This is a genomic window from Psychrobacillus sp. FSL K6-2365, assembly GCF_038003165.1.
Taxonomy (GTDB): domain Bacteria; phylum Bacillota; class Bacilli; order Bacillales_A; family Planococcaceae; genus Psychrobacillus; species Psychrobacillus psychrodurans.
The window spans coordinates 1,983,125-2,008,668 of sequence record NZ_JBBOOO010000001.1; the positions used below are offsets into that span (position 1 = coordinate 1,983,125).

General features: G+C 34.4%; 29 protein-coding genes. 5 read left to right on the plus strand and 24 right to left on the minus strand.

Annotated features, from left to right (window positions below; all coding sequences use genetic code 11):
* Positions 1-52 precede the first annotated feature (52 nt).
* The 11 genes from MKY29_RS09495 to MKY29_RS09545 form a co-directional block, all read right to left on the minus strand.
* Complete coding sequence (locus MKY29_RS09495; RefSeq protein ID WP_340879606.1) at positions 53-490, minus strand: disulfide oxidoreductase; 438 nt, start codon at positions 488-490, stop codon at positions 53-55.
* Complete coding sequence (locus MKY29_RS09500) at positions 483-1,160, minus strand: thioredoxin domain-containing protein (protein ID WP_340879607.1); 678 nt, start codon at positions 1,158-1,160, stop codon at positions 483-485. The genes MKY29_RS09495 and MKY29_RS09500 overlap by 8 nt, the downstream gene beginning before the upstream one ends.
* A 28-nt stretch (positions 1,161-1,188) precedes the next feature.
* Positions 1,189-2,232: a copper resistance D family protein gene (locus MKY29_RS09505; RefSeq protein ID WP_340879608.1), complete on the minus strand. Its 1,044-nt coding sequence runs from the start codon at positions 2,230-2,232 to the stop codon at positions 1,189-1,191.
* 53 nt (positions 2,233-2,285) lie between these two features.
* The gene (locus MKY29_RS09510; protein ID WP_340879609.1) at positions 2,286-2,831 is read right to left on the minus strand and encodes a copper resistance CopC family protein; all 546 of its coding nucleotides are present in this window, start codon (positions 2,829-2,831) and stop codon (positions 2,286-2,288) included.
* Positions 2,832-2,982: 151 nt separating this feature from the next.
* A complete protein-coding gene (locus tag MKY29_RS09515) occupies positions 2,983-3,630 on the minus strand; it encodes a CadD family cadmium resistance transporter (protein ID WP_340879610.1) in 648 nt (215 codons plus the stop codon).
* A 156-nt stretch (positions 3,631-3,786) separates the two neighbouring features.
* Entirely contained in the window at positions 3,787-6,228 is a 2,442-nt protein-coding gene (locus MKY29_RS09520; RefSeq protein WP_340879611.1) for a heavy metal translocating P-type ATPase, read from the minus strand.
* The gene (locus tag MKY29_RS09525) at positions 6,194-6,556 is read right to left on the minus strand and encodes an ArsR/SmtB family transcription factor (RefSeq protein ID WP_340879612.1); all 363 of its coding nucleotides are present in this window, start codon (positions 6,554-6,556) and stop codon (positions 6,194-6,196) included. Before MKY29_RS09525 ends, MKY29_RS09520 begins: the two co-directional genes overlap by 35 nt.
* A gap of 241 nt (positions 6,557-6,797) precedes the next feature.
* Complete coding sequence (locus MKY29_RS09530; protein WP_340880838.1) at positions 6,798-7,220, minus strand: class I SAM-dependent methyltransferase; 423 nt, start codon at positions 7,218-7,220, stop codon at positions 6,798-6,800.
* A 3-nt stretch (positions 7,221-7,223) separates the two neighbouring features.
* Positions 7,224-7,391, minus strand: a complete 168-nt coding sequence (locus tag MKY29_RS09535; protein WP_340879613.1) for a hypothetical protein — start codon at positions 7,389-7,391, stop codon at positions 7,224-7,226.
* Between the two features lie 353 nt (positions 7,392-7,744).
* Complete coding sequence (locus MKY29_RS09540; protein ID WP_340879614.1) at positions 7,745-8,461, minus strand: ZIP family metal transporter; 717 nt, start codon at positions 8,459-8,461, stop codon at positions 7,745-7,747.
* Positions 8,462-8,856: 395 nt separating this feature from the next.
* The gene (locus tag MKY29_RS09545) at positions 8,857-9,003 is read right to left on the minus strand and encodes a hypothetical protein (protein ID WP_340879615.1); all 147 of its coding nucleotides are present in this window, start codon (positions 9,001-9,003) and stop codon (positions 8,857-8,859) included.
* A gap of 121 nt (positions 9,004-9,124) precedes the next feature.
* On the opposite strand from MKY29_RS09545, the gene MKY29_RS09550 reads away from it, so the two are divergent.
* The gene (locus MKY29_RS09550; protein ID WP_340879616.1) at positions 9,125-9,337 is read left to right on the plus strand and encodes a hypothetical protein; all 213 of its coding nucleotides are present in this window, start codon (positions 9,125-9,127) and stop codon (positions 9,335-9,337) included.
* 837 nt (positions 9,338-10,174) lie between these two features.
* On the opposite strand, the gene MKY29_RS09555 is transcribed toward MKY29_RS09550, so the two are convergent.
* The 3 genes from MKY29_RS09555 to MKY29_RS09565 form a co-directional block, all read right to left on the minus strand.
* Positions 10,175-10,369: a hypothetical protein gene (locus tag MKY29_RS09555; protein WP_340879617.1), complete on the minus strand. Its 195-nt coding sequence runs from the start codon at positions 10,367-10,369 to the stop codon at positions 10,175-10,177.
* Positions 10,370-10,375: 6 nt separating this feature from the next.
* Positions 10,376-11,761, minus strand: a complete 1,386-nt coding sequence (locus MKY29_RS09560) for an NAD(P)-binding domain-containing protein (RefSeq protein ID WP_340879618.1) — start codon at positions 11,759-11,761, stop codon at positions 10,376-10,378.
* Between the two features lie 89 nt (positions 11,762-11,850).
* The gene (locus MKY29_RS09565) at positions 11,851-12,297 is read right to left on the minus strand and encodes a MarR family winged helix-turn-helix transcriptional regulator (protein ID WP_340879619.1); all 447 of its coding nucleotides are present in this window, start codon (positions 12,295-12,297) and stop codon (positions 11,851-11,853) included.
* 103 nt (positions 12,298-12,400) lie between these two features.
* Between MKY29_RS09565 and MKY29_RS09570 the strand changes: the two genes are divergently transcribed.
* A complete protein-coding gene (locus tag MKY29_RS09570) occupies positions 12,401-12,910 on the plus strand; it encodes a GNAT family N-acetyltransferase (protein WP_340879620.1) in 510 nt (169 codons plus the stop codon).
* A gap of 178 nt (positions 12,911-13,088) precedes the next feature.
* Here MKY29_RS09570 and MKY29_RS09575 read toward each other — a convergent pair whose 3' ends face one another.
* The gene (locus MKY29_RS09575) at positions 13,089-14,138 is read right to left on the minus strand and encodes a flavin-containing monooxygenase (protein ID WP_340879621.1); all 1,050 of its coding nucleotides are present in this window, start codon (positions 14,136-14,138) and stop codon (positions 13,089-13,091) included.
* Between the two features lie 431 nt (positions 14,139-14,569).
* On the opposite strand from MKY29_RS09575, the gene merR reads away from it, so the two are divergent.
* The 3 genes from merR to MKY29_RS09590 are packed head-to-tail and all read left to right on the plus strand — an operon-like array spanning position 14,570 to position 17,175.
* Complete coding sequence (gene merR / locus MKY29_RS09580) at positions 14,570-14,968, plus strand: Hg(II)-responsive transcriptional regulator (RefSeq protein WP_340879622.1); 399 nt, start codon at positions 14,570-14,572, stop codon at positions 14,966-14,968.
* 40 nt (positions 14,969-15,008) lie between these two features.
* Positions 15,009-16,655, plus strand: coding sequence for a mercury(II) reductase (gene merA / locus MKY29_RS09585; RefSeq protein ID WP_340879623.1), 1,647 nt, complete (start codon positions 15,009-15,011; stop codon positions 16,653-16,655).
* A 49-nt stretch (positions 16,656-16,704) separates the two neighbouring features.
* Positions 16,705-17,175 (plus strand): NUDIX domain-containing protein, encoded by a 471-nt coding sequence (locus MKY29_RS09590; RefSeq protein WP_340879624.1) that lies wholly within the window; start codon positions 16,705-16,707, stop codon positions 17,173-17,175.
* Between the two features lie 230 nt (positions 17,176-17,405).
* Here MKY29_RS09590 and MKY29_RS09595 read toward each other — a convergent pair whose 3' ends face one another.
* The 9 genes from MKY29_RS09595 to MKY29_RS09635 form a co-directional block, all read right to left on the minus strand.
* The gene (locus tag MKY29_RS09595; RefSeq protein WP_340879625.1) at positions 17,406-17,681 is read right to left on the minus strand and encodes an iron-sulfur cluster biosynthesis family protein; all 276 of its coding nucleotides are present in this window, start codon (positions 17,679-17,681) and stop codon (positions 17,406-17,408) included.
* 23 nt (positions 17,682-17,704) lie between these two features.
* Positions 17,705-18,133 (minus strand): protein-tyrosine phosphatase family protein, encoded by a 429-nt coding sequence (locus MKY29_RS09600; RefSeq protein ID WP_340879626.1) that lies wholly within the window; start codon positions 18,131-18,133, stop codon positions 17,705-17,707.
* 16 nt (positions 18,134-18,149) lie between these two features.
* Positions 18,150-19,919: an arsenical pump-driving ATPase gene (gene arsA / locus MKY29_RS09605; protein WP_340879627.1), complete on the minus strand. Its 1,770-nt coding sequence runs from the start codon at positions 19,917-19,919 to the stop codon at positions 18,150-18,152.
* A gap of 20 nt (positions 19,920-19,939) precedes the next feature.
* Complete coding sequence (gene arsD, locus MKY29_RS09610) at positions 19,940-20,302, minus strand: arsenite efflux transporter metallochaperone ArsD (protein ID WP_340879628.1); 363 nt, start codon at positions 20,300-20,302, stop codon at positions 19,940-19,942.
* A gap of 91 nt (positions 20,303-20,393) precedes the next feature.
* Positions 20,394-20,813 (minus strand): arsenate reductase (thioredoxin), encoded by a 420-nt coding sequence (gene arsC, locus MKY29_RS09615; protein ID WP_340879629.1) that lies wholly within the window; start codon positions 20,811-20,813, stop codon positions 20,394-20,396.
* A gap of 75 nt (positions 20,814-20,888) precedes the next feature.
* Complete coding sequence (locus MKY29_RS09620; RefSeq protein ID WP_445677872.1) at positions 20,889-22,199, minus strand: arsenic transporter; 1,311 nt, start codon at positions 22,197-22,199, stop codon at positions 20,889-20,891.
* Complete coding sequence (locus MKY29_RS09625; protein WP_340879631.1) at positions 22,199-22,543, minus strand: ArsR/SmtB family transcription factor; 345 nt, start codon at positions 22,541-22,543, stop codon at positions 22,199-22,201. The genes MKY29_RS09620 and MKY29_RS09625 overlap by 1 nt, the downstream gene beginning before the upstream one ends.
* Positions 22,544-23,045: 502 nt before the next feature.
* On the minus strand, positions 23,046-24,485 hold the full coding sequence (locus MKY29_RS09630; RefSeq protein ID WP_340879632.1) for a hypothetical protein: 1,440 nt from the start codon (positions 24,483-24,485) through the stop codon (positions 23,046-23,048).
* A gap of 45 nt (positions 24,486-24,530) precedes the next feature.
* Positions 24,531-25,526 (minus strand): ATP-binding protein, encoded by a 996-nt coding sequence (locus MKY29_RS09635; RefSeq protein WP_340879633.1) that lies wholly within the window; start codon positions 25,524-25,526, stop codon positions 24,531-24,533.
* Between the last annotated feature and the right edge of the window lie 18 nt (positions 25,527-25,544).

Consider the following 25,544-nt stretch of genomic DNA (forward strand, 5'->3'; position numbering starts at 1 on the left):
AAGAATCCCCCTAGTTTATAAGGTTTGTCGTAAGAAGATTTCCTTCAAGTGGTTATTTCGATTTTTTTAAGAACAAGTAAATCATGCTAATAGTTATTAAAGTAAAAGCAGTTAAAGCTAAGAATGGAATTGTTACAAAACCAAACCAGTTAATATATTCCGCACTGCATGGAACTCCGCTTACGCAAGGTCTTATTCCACCGAACCCTGGAACCTTTTGCTCAAGGTAATGGAATAAAGAAATCAAACCGCCAACTATAGACAGAGGTAATACAAATTTCTTCACTGAAATATCACTTTGGAAAGTTCCAATACCTAAAATAACTACAAGTGGGTACATGAAAATCCTTTGGAACCAACAGAGATCACAAGGTATAAAACCTTTTATTTCACTAAAATAAAGACTTCCTAACGTAGCTACAATAGATACGAGCCATGCAAAGTATAGCACCCATACTTTTTTTTCAACTTTGTTAGGGGATTTACTCATTTTTAGAATCCTCAAGTTCACGATCAATAAATTCTTTTATCGCTTCATAATCAAACGGGTCCTCCATTGTAATACCATTGATGTTAATAGTAGGCGTTTGAGATACGTTATGTTTGGTGAACAACTCTTTATCAATATTCACTTGTTCTGACGTCAACTCTTGTTCAATATCCTGTTTCAACAGCTCTTGATTGATAGAAGGTGTTCCTTTTGCAACTTCTAGAACTTTTTCAGTTGTTATCCATTCCGCATCATGATTTTCTGTTGGTTGAGCATCGAACAAGGATTTGTGGAAATCCCAGTAAACATCTGGGTCTTGTTTGTACACTGATTCAGCTGCCATAGCCCCTAATACAGACTCTTTTCCATGAAACAAGACATTTACATAAGAGAATTTAACATCTCCTGAAAAAATGTAATCTTGGACTAGCTGAGGATAAACCATTTCTCCCCAAGCTTTACATGAAGGACATTTAAAATCTCCGAATTCAACAACGGTCACTGGTGCATTTTCTTGTCCAAGTACCGGTTGTCCAGTTAAATCGACTTCTTCTCTTTGTATTTCTGATTCATCCGGTGTTTGGTTGCTAATGAATATTGTGATTATCGCTAGTAATGCAATTGCAACTACAGTTAATATTACTGTAAATTTCATATTTGACTTATTCATAATTAACACTTCCTATTTGATTTTTTTGTTAAAAGGCAACACTATTCATGAGACCCAGGTATAGAGATACTATACATAAGACACTCATTATAAAAGCCACTACAGAAGGTGCCTTCTTAACGAACACGGCAACTGTAAGGATTAAAAAAACAAGAGTTAGTATAAAAAATAATGATCCAATTAAGTTGATATCCATGCTAGCATCGATTGGTTTAGTAATAACTCCGTTATGCAACGCTCCAAAAATCCTTGATAAACCACCACCAGATACGGTTGATTCAACACTATGAGGTGGTTCCTGCTGGCCTAGAACGGCGGTCGCTGTGAAGATTAATAAAAGTAATCCACTTTCCGCTTTAACCCAAGGTAGAGGATTTATTTTAGGATCCAGTCTAATTCTTTTTCTCATCCAAATTCCATTAATAAAAGCAAAAACGATTATAGGAATAATTATTACGTGTTTAATGAGTAATGCTTGTCCATAAGGTAAGAGCCATGAATTTGCGTACTCACTAAAATCTTGAACCAAAGTCATTAGGAATAGTCCAGTACCCGTTATGACCACCAAACTCACTATAGCAACTGGTGTAAACCACTTTAGTAAGGGAGTCCAGTTAAGATGGTTTACAGAGAACCAACTGACAACAATTAAAATTCCGACCCAAATGGTCACTGCCAGAAAATGAAGAGAATGTGCAATAAATCCACTCCACTCTGTTAAGGATGCAGAATGACTTGCCCAGCCCAGTGATAAAATAAGGCCTAATGTAAATAAAATAGATACTAGAATGTGCTTTTTACTATTAAATACTGAAAATATGGATACATATAGGTAAAAAATAAAAGCTAAGAAAAGAGTAAATGTCCATGCCTGGCCTACTTCGAAACCAGCGATAACGTTTTGGATAGTTAAACTTAATCCAATATCCTCATATAGAAAGAGGACAAGTCGTATAATGGGAAAAAGTGATAAAACTATTATCCCTAGGATAGAAAATTGTAACCATCTCTTACTGACAATTATGGATGGTTTATTATTTATAGGTATCAAAGCGACAATAAAGGATCCCATTAAGAGAGAAAAACAAAGATATAAAAGCGTTTCCGAAAAGTAAATCCAAAGCATTAATTTTTCCCTCTCTTCAATAACCAAACAGTAGTGCCAAATGCTATTACCATTAATAACACAACGCTTACGACCATAATGACTTTTGAATTGGAACTTTGATTTTGATAAATAATGTCTTGATCAGGGCTACTAGTACTATTATCCTTTTCAGTTACAACAGGGGGTTCGGAAAGTTCCGGTACAGTCTCAGTTGAAGTAACTACACTAAATGAATACGATTTTTCAATTGGATGCCCATCTTCTCCAATAATTTTCCATGTAACTATGTACGTCCCTTCTTGCAGGGGAGAACTCAAGGTTCCAACCATTTCTTTCTCTTTGACAATGTGTTCAGCTAATGATATTTCCTTGCCACCTTCTTTAGTAATTTTAAATGTACTGGTGTCTTCAATTGTTGTATTAAAAGTTAGCGACAAGGTGGATATATTTTCCGTTATAACTTCCCCATCTTGAGGAACAGAACTCTCAAGACCAGTATGTGCTAAAGCTGATGGTGTGAATGTGAATAATAGTATTAAAAGTAAAACACATATCTTTTTCATTGCAGTTCCTCCTGAAATTGTTCCCCTTAAATTATAGCAGTAATAATATTTCACTCAAACATTCATTTGACTATAATATTGACAAAATATTGTCTGCATTTATTCCACTAACCCTGGGAAGTCAAAAAGGTTTTTAGATAAATTAACTATCTTAATTAAACAGGTTCCAAAGTGTAGTTAATGTTTCATTCTCTAACAAGATATATATCCCTAGACCAATAAAGATAAGAGGGATAATCCATCTCCCATACTTCTCTAATGTCTCAGATACATATTTGAACGCAGCCAATCTATATCCAATAAAGCACCAGATAGCCACCATTACTAAAAAGACAATAACCGTGCTTATCAGTTCGCTTGTATTTAGAGTAGAAAAGTAAGGCACATAAATTCCAATATTATCTCCACCATTAGCAAATGTAATAAAAGCTACACTCAGAAAGATTTTATTAAATCTACCTGAGTTTAAACTAGAGATGATAGACCTTTCATCTTCATCTTCTCCTTTGATAAATAACTTAACTCCTAAATAGATTGGTATTAGCCCCAGAATTCCAACCCATTTCTCTGGAATTAATGTAACACCAAAAGTTCCCAACAGACTAATTGCTACTAACAGAATAAAGCCTACATATTGTCCAATAACTATATCCTTCGGAAAGATTGAATTCTCTTTAATACTGCCTTTATTCTTTTTACCTTGCGTCTTTGCTTGGGAGAAAAGTAGCATTAACACAAAAATATCATCAATATTTGTTACGATAAACGCTCCAATCGCTGAAATAATAATTATAGCCATTTGTTACATCTCCTTTGGTTATTTTGAATGTTAATATGTATCTGTATAAGCAAACCGAGGATATAATTATCTCGTTTGATTAAGGAAGAAAAATATTTTGAAATCCTTCAAGTATAAAAAACAGGGCTTTCCTATTCATAAGGAAAGCCCTTCTCTCTATTCTTTCACTCGCATCAAACGTAAACTATTTAATGCTACTAGGATTGTTGCCCCCATATCAGAAAGTATGGCAATCCAAAGTGTTAACCAACCCGGAATAACCAAGAGTAAGGCAATAACCTTAATCGCAATAGCAAAGAAAATGTTAGCTTTAATAATATTTAGTGTTTTACGGCTAAGTTTCACCGTAAAAGGAAGCTTTCTTAAATCATCACCCATAAGTGCTACATCAGCTGTTTCCAATGCTGTATCTGTACCAGCACCACCCATTGCAATCCCAACAGTAGATGCAGCTAGTGCCGGAGCATCATTAACACCATCACCTATCATTGCTACGTTGCCATATTCGGATCTCAATTGTTTTATATAATCCAACTTATCCTGTGGCATTAACTCTGCTTGAATTTCAGATACTCCAACATGACTGCCGATTGCATTCGCAGTACCTTTGTTATCACCTGTAAGCATAATTGTTTTTTTGATTCCAAGTTGATGTAACTTTTGAATCACCTCTTTACTTGATTCACGCACTTCATCTGCAACTGCAATGATTCCAAGAATCTCTTTCTCTGTTCCAATTACCATAGCTGTTTTGCCTTGATTTTGGAGTATTGTAACGGTTTCCTCTAAGTTCTTATCAAAATTTGAAATAGTTAATTCCTTAAAAAGTTTTGGGCTTCCAATATAATAGGAAGTTCCATTGACTTTACCCGTGATCCCTTTGCCAGTAATGGAAGAGAAGTCCTCTACCACGACATTGGAATAGGTGATATTAACCTCTTCTGCTTTTTTCATTATCGCTGATGCAAGGGGGTGTTGTGAGCGATATTCTAATGCCGTAACAATCGATAGTAATTCATTTTCATCTGTTTTATTATTTAATAAATTAAAATCTGTAACAACTGGAACACCTTTTGTTAATGTACCCGTTTTATCAAATGCAATAGCTTTTAACGCACCCATTTCTTCTAGATAAATACCGCCTTTAATTAGCACCCCTTTTTTGGCTGCATTCCCTATGGCAGAAACAATCGAAATAGGAGTGGAAATTACTAATGCACAAGGACAACCAACAACAAGAACAGATAAACCTTGATAAACCCAAGTTTCCCAACCACCATCAAAGAATAATGGAGGTACTACAGCAACTAGGGCTGCAATTACCATAATAATTGGTGTATAATATTTCGCAAATTTATCAACAAAAGCTTGAGCTGGCGCACGTTCACCCTGCGCTTCTTCTACAAGGTGAATAATTTTAGATATCGTTGTGTCTTCTACAAGTTTGGTAATCTTGACCTCAAGTAAGCCCTCTTCATTTAATGTCCCTGCAAATACTTCATCATCGATAGTCTTGGCTACAGGGACTGATTCTCCTGTGATAGCTGCTTGATTTACGGCTGAATAACCAGAAACAACCATTCCATCCATTGCAATCTTTTGTCCGGGTTTGACAATCATAATGTCACCAATTGCAATGTCTTCAACATGAATCATTATTTCTTGGCCATTTCTTCTTACAAGTGCTTCTTTTGGAGCAATATCCATCAACGAACGGATAGATTGTCTTGCTTTATCCATCGAGTAACGTTCAAGTGCTTCACTAATGGCAAAGAGAATTACAACTACAGATGCTTCAGCCCACTCGCCTATTATTGCTGCACCAATAACCGCCACAGTCATCAAAGTCTTCATATCAAAGTCAAAGCGAGTTAAGTTTTGGAAACCTACCTTGAATAAAGAGAAACCACCAATCACAATGGAAGCAACAAATAATAAGGAAGTGATGAGGTTATCCTCACCATTTACAAATTGAGACAGATAGCCAAATACGATGAATAGTACAGCGTACAACAAAGTGGTATGCCTTTTGTAGAATGGAACTTTCTTTTCTGTCGGTGCTTTACCATTTTCAGAAGTTGTAGATGCGTAACTAGGTGTATTTATAGATACTTTTAGGTTTTCAAAAGCACCAGCCTTTTCTAATTCTTCAATGGAAGCCTCTCCAGTGACAGAGATTTTAGATGCTCCAAAATTTACTTTTGCGTCTTGAACACCAGGTATTTCTTTTACATTACGTTCAAATTTTCCTGCACAGTTTGCACATGAAAAACCTTCTACTCGATAAACAGTATCTCCATTAGTTGGCATAGGTATTGTTGACAATTGCTGTTGACGTTTTGGTTTTTCAGAGGCTACTTTTAGATTTTCAAAAGCACCAGCCTTTTCAAGTTCCTCAACAGTTACTTCTCCGTAAACAGAGATTTTGGATGCACCGAAGTTTACTTTTGCATCTTGAACTCCTGGAAGTTCCTTAACGTTTCTTTCAAACTTTCCTGCACAGTTTGCACATGAAAAACCCTCAACACGATAAACACTTTTTTCTTCCAAAGTTTTTGTACCTTCACCCAACTCCAACAACCTCCTTCTGATGTTCATACGCTAACTTTATTAGTTGCTTTACATGTTCATCATCCAATGAATAAAACACTAGCTTTCCTTCTTTACGATATTTTGCTAAACCAAGATTTTTTAATAATCTTAAATGATGCGAGGCTGTTGCAGTGGTAGATCCAACAATGTTTGCCACATCACACACACATAGTTCTTCTAAGGACAAAGCATATGCAATTTTAATTCTAGTGTCATCTGATAATGCCTTAAAAATCCTGGCTACTTCCAAATGATTTTGACCTGAGAGCTGTTTTTGGACACTATTCACTTTTCCTTCATCTATACAAGTTACTTCACATACGTCTTTACTCAAATTAATTCTCCCCTTATATTCAAATGTTTATTTGATTGTTATATTTATTATATTCACCTTTATTCAAACGGTCAAACGTTTATTTGAATGATTAATAAAAAAATTTTTGTTTCTATTCAAAAACAGAAATTGGCAGGCTTAGTTTGAATATTTTTCTGATTAATAAAAGAAAAAAGAAACCAATACACCCAAAGCGATAAATGCTATTAATAACAGTAAATAAATGTTTATAATATTTACTTTAACTTTTAATGCAAAGGAAAGATCTTACTCCATTAGAAATAATCTTTTTTTGCTCTAAAATATTGAACCCTGTTGCCTCAAGATGATAAGCAAACTCTTCCCAAGTAAAATAGGCTTCTGGGGGATGATCTAATTTCATATAAGTTACAAAGAATTGAGATGCATCCTTATTCAAATCTTCTACTAATAGTACCCCACCAGGCTTTAATACACGATAGAGTTCTCTAATAGCATCTTTCCATTTAGGAATATGATGTAGAATTCCAAAGACAAAAACAGCGTCAAACTTATTAGAATCAAATGGCATTTCTAATACATTACCAACAAAAAAACCCAATTCGGAATTTTTTATTTTTGCCTTTTCAATTTGCGAAGGCATTAAATCAAATCCTACTAGCTCAGCTGGTGAAAATTTTTGTATTAACTATGTACTATATCCTGAACCGCAACCAGCATCTAAAACCACTTTTCCGTCTAAAGAAAAATTATGCTTATCTAAAAACTCTTTAAAGGTTTTAAATTCAACATTCCTTTGTAACCAATATCTTAAAGGATTATTCATCAAATAAAACTCTAACTTATTTAATTCCATAAATCACCACTCCACTTCCACATGATTTTGAACTCAAACTTTTTTCTTCATTAACACAGGTAACTTCACATACATCCTTATTCATAATAATTATCTATTAAATTCAAATGGTTATTTGATCGTATTAATTTTATATATATTTTTATTCTAACGGTCAAACGTTTATTTGAATGAATAATAAAAAATTTACAATCCCCTTTCATTCAAATGTTTATTTGATTGTTATATTTATTATATTCACCTTTATTAAAACAGTCAAACATTCATTTGAATGTAAGATAAAAAAATCTCCTGTTTCTTTAAAATTGGTAGGTTTTCAATGGATTATTTTTTATACGAAAACACCAAGAAAATTATAAAAGCAAGAAATAGAAGCCAATACAACCAAAGCTGATAATAGCTATTAATAGCACTTGTGAAGTATCCTTAATAGCTCCCAGTATTACTTCCTTCACTATAACCATATAAATTGTACCTACAGCCAGACTTATCGAAAACGACAAAACAAGAGGATGACCAATGTCTAATGTACTGCCAAAGTAAGCTCCTATACCCACAGGGGCTGCAACCATTAAAGAGAAAAATAACCATGACCATACTCCAAGTCCGGCAACAAACAATGGAGTAAATACTATTATCCCTTCCGGTATATTATGAAGAAGGATGGCTTGAAGCATTGAAAAATCTAATGATGTATCTTTTGTAGATCCCAAAACAATACCTATCGGTAAATTGTGAAATGAAATGCTGAGTATTAGTAGTATGCCTGTTTGTAAAGAAAAACTTTTATCTTGACTAATGGTTGTTCCTAATAATATTTTCAATATCTTATGTGCAACTTCAAACATTATAATCCCTACTAAAAATCCTAGTATGAAAGTAATCCAATTTCCTAGTTCTATTGCTTCTGGTGCAATTTCAAAACTTAATAAACCGATGGTTAGACCTGCACAAACACTGTAAATAAAATCAATTTTTTTCTGAAAACCTTTAATACCCCAAGCTATACCCCCTCCTATACTAAATCCTATTGCAGTATACAAATAGCCCATGACCCATATATAAGACACTAAACCACCCTTATGAGTTTTTCTTTGTTTTAATTCTATATGGGTTTCAAAATGCATTTATGAAAGGACTGATTAATAAATATTAATATTAGTCAACAAAAAAAGAACCAGAAATAGGTCCTTTTTGTAATATTCATATTAAACTAAAGCATATGTTCGTTGAAGAAAGAAGTAGTAATCTCGCTATTTAAATTGATTAAAGTTCGTTTCATTTGGCATTACCGTTTAATGAATGCAATATCTTTTTCGTTAACATTGGGTGCAAAAAATTCCATACCCCTATGTTCGGAATTAAAAATACTGTTGGCATTTTTACTCAAAAAAATTGAAAGCCATTTTATCTTCCCCTCTATATCTACATTGTTAGATAATAAATGATTTACAACATCTAGTGCTTAATTTCCCTTGGAAATAGTGAGATTGTTTTCTACAATTGTTTCAAATGAGCCTTTAAGCATAGATTTTGTTTCCTCGTCAACCACTTCCTCTTCATTCCAACAATGGATTTCTATAGTATCCGATTGTGATAAAAAATATTTCATCAAAGGAACCAAGTAATCAATTTTTTCATATTCATAACGTTCTCCAAATATCGACTTTGCTTATGTTCCCATTTTAATTACCTTTTGTTATAAAATATAAGAAAATGAGATGGAATAGGCGGTGAATATCGTAGTAAACAATAGTGAAAAATCTAGAGGAAGAAAATTTGAGTGGATTGATAAATGGGTGAAGATGACTGGTGAACGAGCTAAAATAGATGCCAAGGCAAATAACACATATATTATTTATAATACTAAAAATGGATGGGTAAGAGAATATCCAGATGGAACCATTGTTCCGAATGACCAAGAACTTAAAGGTGAAAATAAATGAAAGAACAAGTGATTATCTAGTGCAATAATATCGCTTGTCGGACCTTTGTGAGCAGGATATCCACCACATTCTATCACAGTTAAATTTCTTTTAAATTATTCCGATTTTGATTTGTACTTTTCCAAATTTACTTTTGTCATCTAATTGATAAACCTCATAAAAAAATCAATAAAAATACGGAATTATAGATACGATTAATAGTATCTACTAATGGTTACCAGTAATATTATTTTTCAGATCTTTAATATTTTGTTCAGTTAGTTACCTATATTGGATACCACAATGAACCATTTATATGACTACTACATCTTAGTAATGTATCTTTAAATTTATATTGGTTGCTTATAATAGGTACTAATATCAATCCTATAAGCGTTTAACTATTGCGTTTTTAGTTGGTGTTTCTCTAAAAATTGGATCTTATTATATCGGAAAAAAATCTCATTATTTTTAGTTTGAAATTTTAAACTTATGTCAAATCTAACTACATTCATACTTATCCCTCACTTAAATTTATGTTTAAACAATAGAAAATTTTTATTTATATAAATAGTATCACAAAATAATTAATAACAAATCCTTTTTACTTTGACATATCTACTAATACTTTTTCTAGATACAAATTATTTTATTTATTGAACTCGTAGGTTCATACCCATAGCTATAAAAAGATAGTTAATTTATGTAGAATATAAAATGGTCCGCTAGAGTTAGCCGAGAACAATATTCTCGAATATCTAAACACAAACAACACCGTTCTACATGATTATGAGCGGTGTTGTTACTATCACATGAATTAAGTGGCCAATTAATCTTTACAATAGCTGAGAACTCTTTCTACTTTAATATTTCTATTGCCTGCAAAAAATTGCGGTAACTGTCTTTTCCGTAAACATCATTATTATTTTTAAAAAAGTAGTTAACCATATAGTTTTGTGCTTGTTCTAGAGAGAAAGATCTGGCTTCTCTGACCAGTTTTAGGTAGGAAATAAAGTATTCTTTAGATAAATTAGCACCATTATTTACAATCACGTAGCTTCACCTCTGACATTTAGATACTTCCGTTCCACAACATGATATTGTAGAGTTTTGTGGTGTCAAATTAACACTACATACACCAGTTTCGGGTAGATCAAGTTCTACCTTTCTCGCTGACTCATAATCACCCGTCAGATGAGCAATAATAGATCTAATTTGTTCATAACCAGTGGCCATTAAGAAGGTTGGTGATCGACCATAACTTTTCATCCCAGCTATATAAAAATCTTTTTCGGGCTGTCTTAATACCTCTTCCCCATGAGGTCGAACAGTACCGCAACTGTGAAGGTTTGGATCAATTAACGGAGAAAGAGCTTCCACACTTTCTGTAGCAGTATCTATACTTAGTCTGATTTCTCTTTCAAATGAGAAGTCTGGGCGGCTACCTGTGTTTGCAATGATTTCATCAACGACAGGAAGTGTTACTTTACTGCCTTCTGATTCACCAGAAATTCCTATTCCATCGTTTGTGTTAGTCAATTGATGAATAAGAAAAGGAGTATAGACTTTTACTTGACCAGCATCAACTAATTGATGTATACGACTTCCCAACTCCCCTCTTGCCTGAAGAGCGTCTTTATCTTCTCCACCGTAAGCATCTTCTACGCTTTTCTTTCGCATTATCCATATAATTTCCACTTCATCATTTAACTGTGATAACTCTAATATTGTGTTAATCGCTGAATGACCGCCACCTACAACAGCAACTCGTTTGCCTTTGTATTTTTCTCTATGCTCCCCCTTAATATCAGGTATGCCATAATAAATGTACTGTTTTAATTCTCTTTCTTCTCTTGTCCAAATACTATCTGCATTTATTGGATTTGGTTGTGACCAAGTTCCCGTAGCATCTATAACTGCCCTTGCTTCTATTCTTTTAGACATACCATTTTGTTCAAGGTAAATAACAAAGGAGGATTTTTCACGATTAGCAGTCTTCATTTTATCAAACCCTTTTTTACTAATCGAAACAACTTTTGTATTCAGTAATAGATAAGGTTTTATTTCAGGTAAATTTGCTAGTGGCTTTAAATACTCTTTAACTAGTTCACTTCCTAATGGAAGTTGATCTAAAACAGGTGCATTCCATCCGTGATTTTCTAGAGTTTTTTTAGCAATCTTATCGATATTGTACCGCCACGGTGAAAATAACCGTACATAACCCCAGCTTAGAATGTTACTCCCAACACTGTCACCTGACTCTATTAGTATAAAACGTTCCCCAATATCGGCTAGATGGGCAGCCGCTGCTAAACCTACAGGACCAGCACCTATAACCACTATTGGTAATTCCTTGCTTAAAGTTGATGCTACATCTACATTAATTTTTGCAACAGGTTCGCAACATCCACCAGTGTTTACTTGTATCAGTTCAATGTTGTTCATCTCTATACCTCCATAAAATTTTGTTTACATGTTCTAATTAATTGCATTTTGCAAGTATTATATATTTTTTTAAGCAAGACTTAACTTGCTTAAAGTAAAGGTGTACAGCAAACGCTTGATTTGGACATGGCTTGATTAAGTAATGTAATAGAACGAATAACTGTTTCTTTCTCAAATTCGTTCATATGCGAGAATACTTCCTCTAAGTAAGTATTCATCGATTCGTCAATGGTTGTTGCGACAAACTTACCTTGTACTGTGAGGGATAGAATATATACCCTTTTGTCTGCTGAGGAAGGTGTTTTCTTTACTAATTCCATTTTAATAAGTGTCTGGATTTGTCTACTAAAGGTTGTTATATCCATTGCTATTGCATCTGCAATTTGTTGCATGGATGGTGTTATTTGTTTATCTATTTCATAAAGAATGTGACTTTGTACCGGTGAAATGTCCACGGTTCCAACCGAACAACAATTTTTATTAAGTAGTCCAAACCTACGAGTAAGTACTTGAAATAGTTCACGTTTGTTTTCCATGTTTTCACCTCTTATATAATATATACATTATTTACTTGCAATGTGCAACAATTAACTTTAAAATTTCATTAAATACTTTTACTATTACATGGAGGAATCCAACATGAATTTATTGATTAGAAATGCTAAAAAAGATGATTGGGATGAAATTAAATATATTTATGAAGCTGGAATTTCCACAGGTTTAGCTACATTCGAAACCAAAGCACCTACCACATATGAACAATGGATTTTAAAAGCCCACTCTGAATGTACTCTAATTGCACATAACGAGAATAAAATATTTGGTTGGTGCAAAATTACACCTATATCAGATCGTTCGGCTTATTCAGGTGTGGGCGAAGTTAGTGTCTATGTCCATCCCAAAGCACAAGGCAAAGGAGTCGGCAATATACTCTTTAAAAATTTGATTTCTATATCGGAAGCGCAAGGATTTTGGACTTTACAGGCTTCAATTTTTTCTGAAAATAATAGCAGTATTTATTTGCACAAGAAAAATGGGTTTAGAGAAGTAGGGTTTAGAGAAAAAATAGGAAAATTAAATGGAAAATGGATAGATAATGTTTTATTAGAGAGAAGAAGCAGTATTATCGGATTAGAAGAAGATTCTTAAATTGTCCTCTCCACCCCAATAAATTTGTAAAGAATAACAATATAAGAATCCATCTTGATAATATAAAATGGATTCTTTTTGTGTGTTTCATAAGACAACAATTACTGAACACCTATACAACCTGTTTTGATGGTCTTTATATTTACCGAAAAGAGCAACTTGCCTCTCACATTCAATGTTAAAGATAATGCAATATTTTTTTCACAACATAATGTGAGTCAGCCCCTAACCCTCTTAAAGTAGCCGAAGCAAAGGAACGTTGCCCTTCCAATCCCACATAATAAAGCCCAGGAACATCGCTTATACCTGCTTTATGTGTCGGTCTTCCATCCACATCTAAGGCTCCAATAGTCTGAAGATATGATAGTTGTGGCCTGTATCCTGTCGCGAAGATTACTGTATCCACCTGTTCTTTTATTCCATTTGGCCAAATAACGCCATCTTGATAAAAAGAAGTAAACATTTGTCGATGATCTGGTTTACCTTCAGCTAATCGCTTTTTGTATTGGTCCGAGTCATTTACTGCACTAGAACTTGGTGCAGTTGTTCCAAATCGCCAGAATGGAAACTTATCAACACCAATGAGTTTCAACCAAAAGTGCAAATCCTTCCCCCATACACGTTGTTTCACAAACTGGACCGGTCTTAGTACTGCTAACGACGTCTGACTAACCTTAGCCAGTTCGACTGCAATCTGGACAGCAGAATTTCCACGCCCCACAACAACCACTCTTTGATTTATATATGGTTCTGAATTTTTGTATTTAGAGGAATGAAGTGTTATTCCATTAAACACGTCCTGCCCAGCTATATTTGGTTTGAATGGATTGTTAAACGAGCCGGTTGCATTTATGATAGTTCGTGACTTATATATATCCCCTGTCATCGTACGAATAGTAAAACCTTCTCCATCTTTTTCAACAGATTCTACGCGTTGGTTGGTCTGAACCTCCAAATGAAACTTCCTCCTGTATTCCTGTAAATAACGAACCACTTCATCTCTCTCTGGATACCTATTTTGTTCCCCTGGGAATTTCATGCCTGGCATTGAGGAATAACCTGCCGGCGAGAACAGTTTAAGACTGTCGTAATAACTTGGCCAGGAACCGCCTACCTCATTGCTTGATTCCAAAATTAGATATTGTAACCCCTCATTTTGTAAGTGATAGCCCGAAGCAAGACCGGCTTGCCCTCCACCAATGACAACTGTTTCTAAAATTGATTTCACAAAAACCCTCCCAATTATTTGTACTTTACAAGTATAATAAGTGAAAAAATATTCATTGGGTACATTTTGAATAATCATCGTTGGAGAAAAAGTAAGTTTGATTGGAAAAAGCCAATGCATTAATTTTTTCTCTTAACACATTTATACTTTAATTAATTGCAAAATGCAAAAACTTTTTAAAATATGAAAAGGACACTAAAGAGTATCCCTTTCCAAGAATGAATTAGTTATATTTATTTCAATATATTTTCTTCGGCTTTACATTAATACTAAGCAGCATTGTTAATTATTAAAATGTTAAAATTGCTATAAAGATTGTGAAGAAATACACTTAAACTAACTCGGCAGTTTACTTGAAGAAGATAAATTTAATATTATACTTGACCGCGTACCTTAGTACGCGGTTTACTATGTTTATAGGGGTGAGTTATATGAGTTACAGAATTAGTGTATTTGCAGAAAAATGCGATGTAAATAAAGAAACGATTAGATATTACGAACAAAGAGCATTATTAAAAGAGCCTTCCCGAACGAATGAAGGTTATAGGATATATTCAGATGATGATGTTAAGCGTGTAAAATTTATCAAAAGAACACAAGACCTTGGCTTTTCATTGAATGAAATCTATAAATTGCTTGGAGTTGTTGATAATGATGAAGTTCGTTGCAAAAATATATTTGAATTTGTATCAAAAAAGGAAATAGAAATTCAGGAAAAAATTGCAGATTTAAAGCGTATTGAGTCAATGTTAAGGGACTTAAAAAGTCGATGTCCAGATCAAAAAGCATTACATCAATGTCCAATTATTGAAACGGTAATCTTTGATTGAATATCACCCTTGATTTTATCAATATAAGGAGGAATAAATAGTGAAAAAATATCGGGTTAAAATCATTGGAATGACTTGCACGGGCTGTGAAGAGCATGTTGCTGTTGCTCTTGAAAACATGGGTGCAAAAGAGATTGAAGTGGATTTTCGTCGCGAGGAAGCTGTATTTGAACTTCCGAATGACGTGGAGGTGGAAATAGCGAAAAAGGCAATTTCTGATGCCGAATACCAGCCTGGAGAGACAGAAGAGGTACAACAGCAAGAAACGGTGCAACTTGGAGATGAAGGCGATTATGATTATGACTACATTATCATTGGTTCTGGTGGAGCATCCTTTTCATCTGCCATTGAAGCTGCGAAATACGGAGCGAACGTGGCAATCATCGAACGTGGCACAGTGGGTGGAACATGCGTGAACATCGGATGTGTTCCTTCAAAGACGCTGTTAAGAGCTGGAGAAATCAATCATATAGCAAAAAACAATCCGTTTGTGGGATTGCACACGTCAGCAGGCAATGTCGATTTGACTCCATTAATTAAGCAGAAAAACGATTTGGTGACGGATCTTCGAAACTCGAAATATGTTGATTTAATTGATGACTACGGCTTTAAATTAATAAAAGGTGAAGCGAAATTCGTGGATGAAAAAACCGTCGAAGTGAATGGCATGCAGTTATCAGCTAAACGATTTTTAATCGCGACAGGTGCTTCACCAGCTGTACCAAAGATTCCTGGAATAGAAGAGGTAGATTATTTAACAAGTACATCATTACTTGAATTAAAACAGGTTCCAAGTCGTCTTACAGTCATTGGTTCAGGTTATATCGGTATGGAATTGGGACAACTATTCCATCATTTGGGTTCAGAAGTAACGTTGATGCAAAGAAGTCCACGACTGTTAAAAGAATACGATCCTGAAGTTTCAGAAGCGATCACGCAAGCATTAACAGAACAAGGGATTAATTTAGTAACAGGAGCATCCTTTGAACGAATCGAACAAGACGGAGACGTTAAAAAGGTTCATGTTGAAATCAATGGCAAGAAGCAAATCATTGAAGCAGATCAAGTACTAGTTGCCACTGGAAGAACACCAAATACGACGACCTTGAATTTAGAAGTAGCTGGTGTTGTAGTAGGCTCCCGTGGTGAAATTATGATCGATGAGTATTCAAAAACAACGAATTCAAGCGTCTATGCAGCAGGAGATGTGACGCTTGGTCCTCAATTTGTATATGTGGCAGCTTATCAAGGTGGAATTGCAGCAGGAAATGCCATCGGAGGACTGAATAAGAAGCTGAATTTAGAAGTGGTTCCAGGGGTTACGTTTACAGCTCCAGCGATTGCAACCGTTGGTTTAACCGAGCAACAAGCAAAAGAAAAAGGCTATGAAGTGAAAACATCCGTCTTGCCTTTAGATGCCGTTCCGAGAGCTTTGGTTAATCGAGAAACCACAGGAGTTTTTAAATTAGTGGCAGACGTAAAAACAATGAAGATATTAGGCGCTCATGTGGTAGCAGAAAATGCAGGAGAAATAATTTATGCGGCGACACTGGCTGTCAAATTCGGTTTAACCGTGGAGGATCTCCGAGAAACCCTGGCTCCATATTTAACAATGGCAGAAGGATTAAAATTAGCTGCCCTTACGTTTGATAAAGATGTATCAAAATTATCTTGTTGTGCAGGTTAAACCTTCATTTATGTGGTGTTATATGAATCAATTTTCTTAGGAGGTTTTTATGGATTATTGTGAAAAAATGAGAGAAATGATTGGAAATTCCCCATTAATCATCGTACGACCAAGTGTAGCGATCATCAATCGATCTGGAGATATTTTATTGTATCGATTCATAGGTGGAACATGGGGCATTCCTGGTGGCATATTGCAGTTAAATGAGTCTATTGAGGAATGTATTAAACGAACTGTACAAAAAGATTTTGGTATCACGTTAAATACATTACAGTTATTTGGTGTCTATTCAGGCAAAGAATTAATTAATCGTGTCGAGGAAAGTGGCGATCAGTATCAGACTGTTGCAATTGGCTATCTATGCTCAGACTTTGAAAGAGAACTAACACCTGATGAGAATCAAGCAATTGAAGCTCAATTTTTTAAATTAGACCAATTACCTGCAGAAACCGATCCTTTTATTAAGAACAAATTACTTGAACTAATAGGGCAACTTGAAAAAAAGAATACTCCTTGTTGAACTCACGGGTGCTTTAGTTGAATATTCGTCTTCCGAAATAATCTTCTTTATTACAAAAAGCACTAAAATAGACATGAAAAATAGCCCCCTTTGATCATCCTTTGTTCAAAATAGGGGCTATAATTTTCTATTAGTATTAGCATCTGAAGATGTGTTAATCAATCTTTATTCCAAACCAACGGCATTCCTTGCTTATTGTTCAGCATTTTTTGAAACACCGTTAATTTTCATTAACAGGAACTGCTACCACCTATAAGAACAAGTCCAGCACCTTCGTTATTTTCTTCGATATCAAGAGTCAGACCCTCTGTAGAAGTAACTTGTGAATCAATTGCTAACTTAATGCCATTGATCGTTTGAATCGTATCCGATTCTAGTGGTGAATCTAAAGACAATGCAAATTGAGGTCCGCAGCAACCAGCATTAGTAAAGAGGCGAATTCCCTCAACACCTTTTTCGCTTATAAAGTTTTCTAGTAGTTTTTTCGCTCCATCTGTAATGTTCATTTAATTATTCCTCCTAAAATTTTTTATGCATTTGGAAAGATTCTTTTCAAAGCTTCTTTCATTTCTGGTTTTACACTAATTTTCGGTCGTACTGCTTTAGCTATTTTTTCTGCTTCTTCAATTGTGTTTGCTTTTCCTAATGTAAGTAACGTTCCAATCGCCACTGTTCCAGTACGGTTACTTCCACCCTGGCAGTGAAAGTAGACATTTTTCCCTTTATTATATGCATCCACTACCTGTTCAATTGAGTTCTTTATAGAAGTGTCTTGCTGGTCTGCATCATCAATGATTGGACAGTGTACACTAATCTCATTAGAGCGTACTTTTGGCGATTCCGCTCTTAAATCAAATACTGTATCTACTTTTTCATTTCCGAGTACATCAACTACATCATCGGCACCGCCAATATAAATGCGTTCTTTAATCAATTCTTGATAATTCTTTTTTGTCATTACATTCACCCACCAATTAGTTAATATAATCTTTTAGTTTGTCATATCCAACTTTTTCTTCATGTAGCCACGGAATAATAGCACAGTTTAATGCTTTATTTTTATTTACTTCATGAATCCATTCCAACTCACCCATTGCTTTTGCACTTAATACTGGATCTTTTGTATTAGTAGCATATAAACTTTGATTAATAACCCACCATTTGGGGCTTATTTTTGCTCGTCTTAGATCTTCTTGTAGTCGAGAGGCTTCTAAAACTGGTGTGGCTTCAGCCAATGTTACGATAACTACCTCTGTTACTTTTGGATTTCGAAGTAAAGGAAGTAGATTTTGCACGCTTTGTGGTACTTCACCTGTAGACTTCTCTATTTCTTTACTGTAGGACTGAGCTGCATCTAACAATAGTAAAGTATGACCTGTTGGTGCTGTATCGATTACTACGATTTCATCATCCGTTTTAGCCACTACTTCTGCAAATGCACGGAATACTGCAATTTCCTCTGTACAAGGTGAATTTAGGTCTTCTTGTAGGTACGCAATGCCGTCTTCATCCAAATCTTTACTTGCTTTAGATAATATATCTGCTTTATATTTTTCTACTTCTCGTTTTGGATCAATACTACTGATGCTTAAATTTTGGTTCATTAATTTACTTTGAAACTGATAATTAAGATGTGCAGCAGGATCTGTTGTTGTTAAATGGACACGATGTCCCTTTTCAACTAAACCAACTGCAATTGCTGATGCGACAGTTGTTTTTCCGACCCCGCCTTTACCCATAGTAAAGATTAACTTTGTATCTGAGGAAGAAAAGTCAGCTATAATATCCTTCAATTTAGATTGGTTACTTAATTCAGGCTGATTGTTAGATATAAGTGTTGATGATGTGTACATTTTGAATAGATAACGAAGATTTTCTACACCTGTTAAGGAATATGAAACAAAAGGTAAAGAATATATTACAGACTGCTTCAAATTTTTGGGGATCTGTTTTAAAGCATTTCTTTGTCGTTGATAAAATGCAGATGATACCTCATCCTCTTTTAGATACTCACGAAGAAGCCCGTTCACAATAACAAGTTGATTTTTTATCCCTATATCTTTTAGTTCCATTGATGCACGATCAGCTTCTAACAGAGAAGAAACGTCTGGTCTTGTAACTAAAATTAATGTAGTTTTTGTAGCATCGGCTAAAACCTCTACTGCTTTAGAATAGAGATCTTTTTTACCAGCTAATCCTGATAATGGACCTAAACATGATGCTCCATGCGTACTTTCCTCTAGGAACCCATTCCATGCCGTTGGAAGTTGTAAAAGTCGTAATGTATGCCCAGTTGGTGCAGTATCAAAAATAACATGATCATACTGACTTACCACTTCATTGTTTGTCAGCAAGCTTGTAAACTCATCAAATGCGGCTATTTCCACAGTACACGCACCTGATAATTGTTCTTCCATCGTGATGACTACAGATTCAGGAAGTTTTCCTCGATACGGTCCAACAACCTTTTCCCGATAGGTTTTTGCAGAAGCCTCCGGGTCTAAGTTACATGCATATAGATTATCAACATTTGGAACTTCCTTTGGTGAGTTAGTTAGTTCGATACCAAATACATCTTGTAGATTGGAGGCAGGATCGGTACTAATTAATAAGACCTTTTTCCCCTTATCTGCTAATGAAATAGCAGTCGCACAAGCTGTGGAAGTTTTTCCTACTCCCCCTTTTCCTGTCAAAAACAAAAATGGAGTATTTATTACATTCTTTGGCTGAAAATCTTGAAACATAATTATCTCTTCTTTCCGTTTTAAAGTGAATTTAAATTAATAGAAAGTCGACCTTTAGGCTTTTCTTTTAGTTCTTCCAAACCTACATTAAACCATTCTGCAAGTTCATCGTTTGTTGGGTAACTTCCTAGTTTTACAATTTCACCATCTACTAAAACTACTGGCAAAGCATCTGTTCCATTTTCATGTAACGCATTGTTTACTGCACTATTTTCAACAAACTTATCCGGGTTATTTGTTAACTGATATCGGGTAATATTAAATCCCTTTTTTTCGAGTGAATACAAAGCCGAAGCGACTCTCGTTAATTCTGGGTCAACACTTGGTCCACATACTCCAGTTGAACAACACATCGCCGGATCAAAAATTTCTACTTTTTTCATACCTAAAAACCTCCCTATATAGTATCAAATAAGCATATACTTATATCTCAGTTAAAAGAGAACCAAGAGAATATTCTCTTGGTAATGGAAATCATTCACCTGTCTCAGCAAAACGCTTGATTCTTTCTCCAACTTCATCACGAACTCGTTGGAAGGTAGCCCACTTCTCTTCATCAGTTCCCTCTGCTTTTGCAGGGTCGTCAAAGCCCCAGTGATCACGTTTAACGTGTGGTGGTGTCATTGGACATTTATCTGCAGCATCACCGCAAAGAGTAACTACAAACTCCGCATTATTTAACGTTTCCATATCAATGATATCTGAAGTCTGATTAGAAATATCGATTCCAACCTCATTCATTGCTTTAACAGCATTCGGGTTTAAGCCATGTGCTTCAATACCCGCACTTAGAACTTCCCACTCATCACCTAAATATTTTTTCCCCCAGCCTTCTGCCATTTGGCTTCTGCATGAATTACCTGTACATAAAAAGTAAAGTGTTTTTTTTGACATAGTAAGAAATCTCCTTTGGTTTCAACCTTTATAAAAAGTAATAGTTTTTTGAGTTACATTAATTAATTTCCCATATTAGAAAAACAATAAGGAAATATATAGACCTAATAATGTAATAAATAGAATAGGTACTGTTAAGACAATACCTGTTTTAAAATAAGTACCCCATGAAATTTTTACGCCTTTTTGGGATAAAACATGAAGCCATACTAGTGTTGCAAGTGAACCAATCGGTGTGATTTTTGGTCCTAAGTCGGATCCAATCACGTTAGCATAAATAAGTGCTTCGCGAATTATACCAGAAGTATTCGTTTCTGCAATCGCTAATGCATCGATCATTACGGTTGGCATGTTATTCATAAGGGATGAAAGGAAGGCTGCAATGAAGCCCATCGACATCGTTGCTACGAATAGTCCTTGTTCTGCCGCTACTTCTATAACTCCAGCTAAAACGCTTGTAAGTCCTGCATTCCCTAGGCCGTAAACGACAACATACATACCTATAGAGAAAAACACAATATTCCAGGGAGCTCCTTTAATAACTGTTCTTGTATCAACAGCACTACTTCTTCTTGCCATGATAATAAAGAAAATCGCGATTAATCCTGCTACAATGGAAACAGGAACCTGGATGAACTCACTACTAAAGTAACCGATAACTAATACAGCAAGTACATACCATGAAAGATGAAACATTTTTATATCTTTAATAGCTTCTTTTGGTTCTCTAAGTTTTGATAAGTCATATGTTCTTGGAATGCTTTTTCTAAAATAAAATAATAATACGCTGATTGTTGCAATCAGAGAAAATATGTTAGGAATAATCATTCTAGAAGCATATTCCACGAAACCAATATTAAAGAAATCAGCTGATACAATGTTAACTAGGTTACTAACCACGAATGGTAGCGATGTTGTATCTGCTATAAACCCACTCGCCATAATGAATGGGAAAATCATTTTTTCATTGAAGTTCAAGTTCCGAACCATTGCCAAAACAATTGGTGTTAATATTAACGCAGCCCCATCATTAGCAAAAAAGGCAGCTACAATAGCACCTAACACACTTACATAAATGAACATCTTAATCCCATTGCTTTTAGCGGCCTTTGCCATATGTAATGCAGACCATTCAAATAAGCCAATCTCATCTAAAATTAAGGAAATAAGTATAATTGCAATAAAGGACAAAGTGGCGTTCCAAGTAATGTCTACAACTTCTACGACATCACCAAAGTCCACAACTCCTACTAATAACGCTATAATAGCTCCACCACAAGCAGACCAACCAATGTTCAACCCTTTTGGTTGCCATATAACAAACACAAGCGTTACTAAGAAAATCAATGATGCTAAAATAACTGGTGACAAAATACTAACCTCCATTATTCACATGAGATACGTAATCCCTGTTCTTCTAATTCTTGTAGTTTAAAATCTTGGTTAGGAAGGTGATGAATCAAGCTCTGGAGAAATGGAATAACATCACTTTCCTTGTTCAATGAATAGATAATCCATTGACCTCTTCTTGTTTCACGTACCAATCCCGCATCTTTTAATTTCCTTACGTGCTGACTAATAGCAGGCTGACTTACTTTAAATATTTCAACAAATTCACAAACGCAATAATCATTCGTGTCTAACATTTTAAGCATGGTTAGTCTTGTTTTGTCACCTAACAACTTCAATATTGTTGCAGCTTTTTCAATCTCAACCTTAGATAAATCCATTTAAAGACACCTCCTTATATGATTTCACTATTAGTATATAATGATTTGCTTATATAATACTCAACTTATATGTAGTTTGCAACCTTATTATTTTAAATTTGTAATAAAAATTTTACCTTTATGGATATTTCTTGGGTATGGAAAACAAAGCGGGGCTTTTTTAAACAACTATTTCGTTTGTATAATTGCATTGTAGGATAGGTGTCATTACATAACCACCATGAAGATTTTAGAAAACAAAGAAGCACTATTAGATGCTGCATTAATTGGTTCTTAAGCCCCTCTACTTTATTCAGAAATGATGGAAAAACAAAGTAGCGATTACATGATACCAAGTTATTTAATAGGTTAACTGTTATCAAACACTACTCTTGTTCTTTTCATTAGGTATTAAGATTTTGAAAAGATCGCTTTTAGTGATTATCAATTTGATAGTCTCCTTCATCTTTTTTTTGAATCTTACTCAGATGATGAAGTCAATCTGGAGAATTTCATTAAAAAATTAAAGTAAAATGGATATTTCCTTCCTTTCATCCTTCCCTACAGCGAGAATAAATAATGGTGTGTTCCTCCGTAGAATGTCATGATAATAATAATTCATATCTTTATCAAATATATTTACAAACTGTTCAAAACGATTGACTAGGATTTTAAACAAAAATGCGTTAATGACATATGAAATGACGTTAAATTGATAGTTACACCGATTTCTTGTTAGGTATCTCAAAACAGATTCAAATTCATTTGAGCAATTTAATTTCGGGAAAATTTGAAAACTGTCGAGCCAATCCTCGTTATAAAATTTGGGTGCAGTCATACCGAGTGGCCTTTCTATTCGCCATGTTTCTAGCCCATATCCATAACTCTCGCTCTTCCATTCTACAAAAGCCCTTGCATAAACACATTTATTATTCCCAGATTGTTCTTTAAAAAAACTCTTCACACATTTTTTGTGATGAGGTATTTTTTTATTTAGAATGTAACGTTCTGCAGCTTTCAAAATTGCTTTTGATTGAATATAGCATTCAAAGTGCAAACTTAAATTCATTTCTCGGACAGTTGCTTTGTTATCTGAGATTTCTCCAAGATACTGAACAAATAGTTTCTGATACATATAATTCCAGCTATATTTAACTTCTGTTTCTTGATACTTCAGTGTATTAGGCTTAATTTGTAGTAGATTAGAGGGATAATTACCTATATTTTGCTCATCTTTTTGTAGGTTAAAAAAAAGATTGAATAGCTTTGGGAAGTCAGCATAATAGTTTGACATTCCGCTAACTAGCTCATCTGCATTTAAGGAATTAGAAGAGAAGTAAAAGTGATATTTATTTACTGTTTCTTGTGATATATTCAACCAATCTTCCACTAATTTATGCTTAATGACTTTACGGCTTTTCCAGTGATATTTAATCTTTTGTAATGACATGTTATTAATGATGGGATTTTGACAGTACTGGCAGCAAAAAGCATCTTCTTTCTTTCCAACAGAATACTCCTTGAAAATTTCATCACAATAAGGACATGTTAGCTTTAATTTTTCAGATGGATGAAAGGCACAGTGACTGTAAAGTCTAATTTGATGGAATATGCTGTGATAACCTTCGCTTAAGCAAATTGAACAATAAGATAATGCTGGATAAAATAATGAAGCTAATTTTTGGTGATCAGGAAAAACATGAACAGCTGAATTTATTAAGTCCTCATTGTAACTGTGTAAATTAACAGCAAAGTATTTCTCAATCAATGTGGGAGATAAGTGAGACATTGCAATTACTTCTCTAAATTTAATACCTACATTTTGAAAATTATTTTTCTCCATTATTTCTCTATCCCCTATAAGAGGCAATAATTCATATCCATTTATTGCATTTGAAAGTTTAAACTTTTCAATTATTCCCCAAACTGACTCATAATCTTGGATCCATTCCTTATTCCACAATATAGAAATTTTTGATATACATACTCCTCCTGTCTTCGAAAAAAATTAAGTTTTTCTACCATGAATTTCCCACTCAATATATCCAGTTTGCAAGAAAATCTCCTCAATCTGTTCTTTTGTTAAGTGAGAAATATCGTACTCTTCATCATTAAAAGAGCCATATTGTAACATAATATTTTCTACAAAAAGTACAAAATATTGCATCGGAATATCTAATTGATTTTTAATATGGTTTTTACGTCTTAAAGACTGAACTGTATCCATAATATCAGTAGAGAGTTGTGTAAGTCGAAACCCTTTACTAAATGCTTCTGGAAAATAAAATCTGGTATAGCTCCAACCACTTTTTATAGGGTATTCTGAAAATTCATCATATCCTGCAAGGCATTCCTCAATATCATCTATATCTAATAAGCCTTTAAACTCATAATCCTGAGACATGAAACGACCTACTAATTGATACTTGCCACTGTCTCTGTACGCAGTTCGTTGGAACATAAGCTCTATTTGGCCAACTAAAAATACTATAAGATGAACATTATTTAAAGCCAACTCATTATATAGATCCATTAGCCAACGGTATTCTAGTTCGAATAAATTTTGAGCATCATCTAAAAATAAAACAACCTTATTCGAGTTGGCCATTTCTGCTTGTTCTATAAGAGCATTTAACAGTCTTTTTCGCTTAACATTGGGTTTAGAACCTACCAATGCTAAATCATGATTAATTCCAATAAGCAAATCTTCAAAGAAATAGTTCTCGTTTGGATTTTTTCTTGTACGACTGGAAATGTGGTACATTGGAAAGTCAGAACCTAATTCATCTTGCAAAATTCTAATCACATAATTTACTGCCCTAGTTTTCCCCATTCTTGGATATCCGTAAATAATTGCACCGGGTATTCTGTTTCTAATCCACTTAGAAATATGCGAATACAATCTATTAATTTCATTCGTTGCTAAGTAATAATCACCTATTTCTATAGGATGCATATTCTTATCAACTAATGGTTTTGCATAAGGGTTTATGTTTTTTGACATTTATAACACCTACTTTAC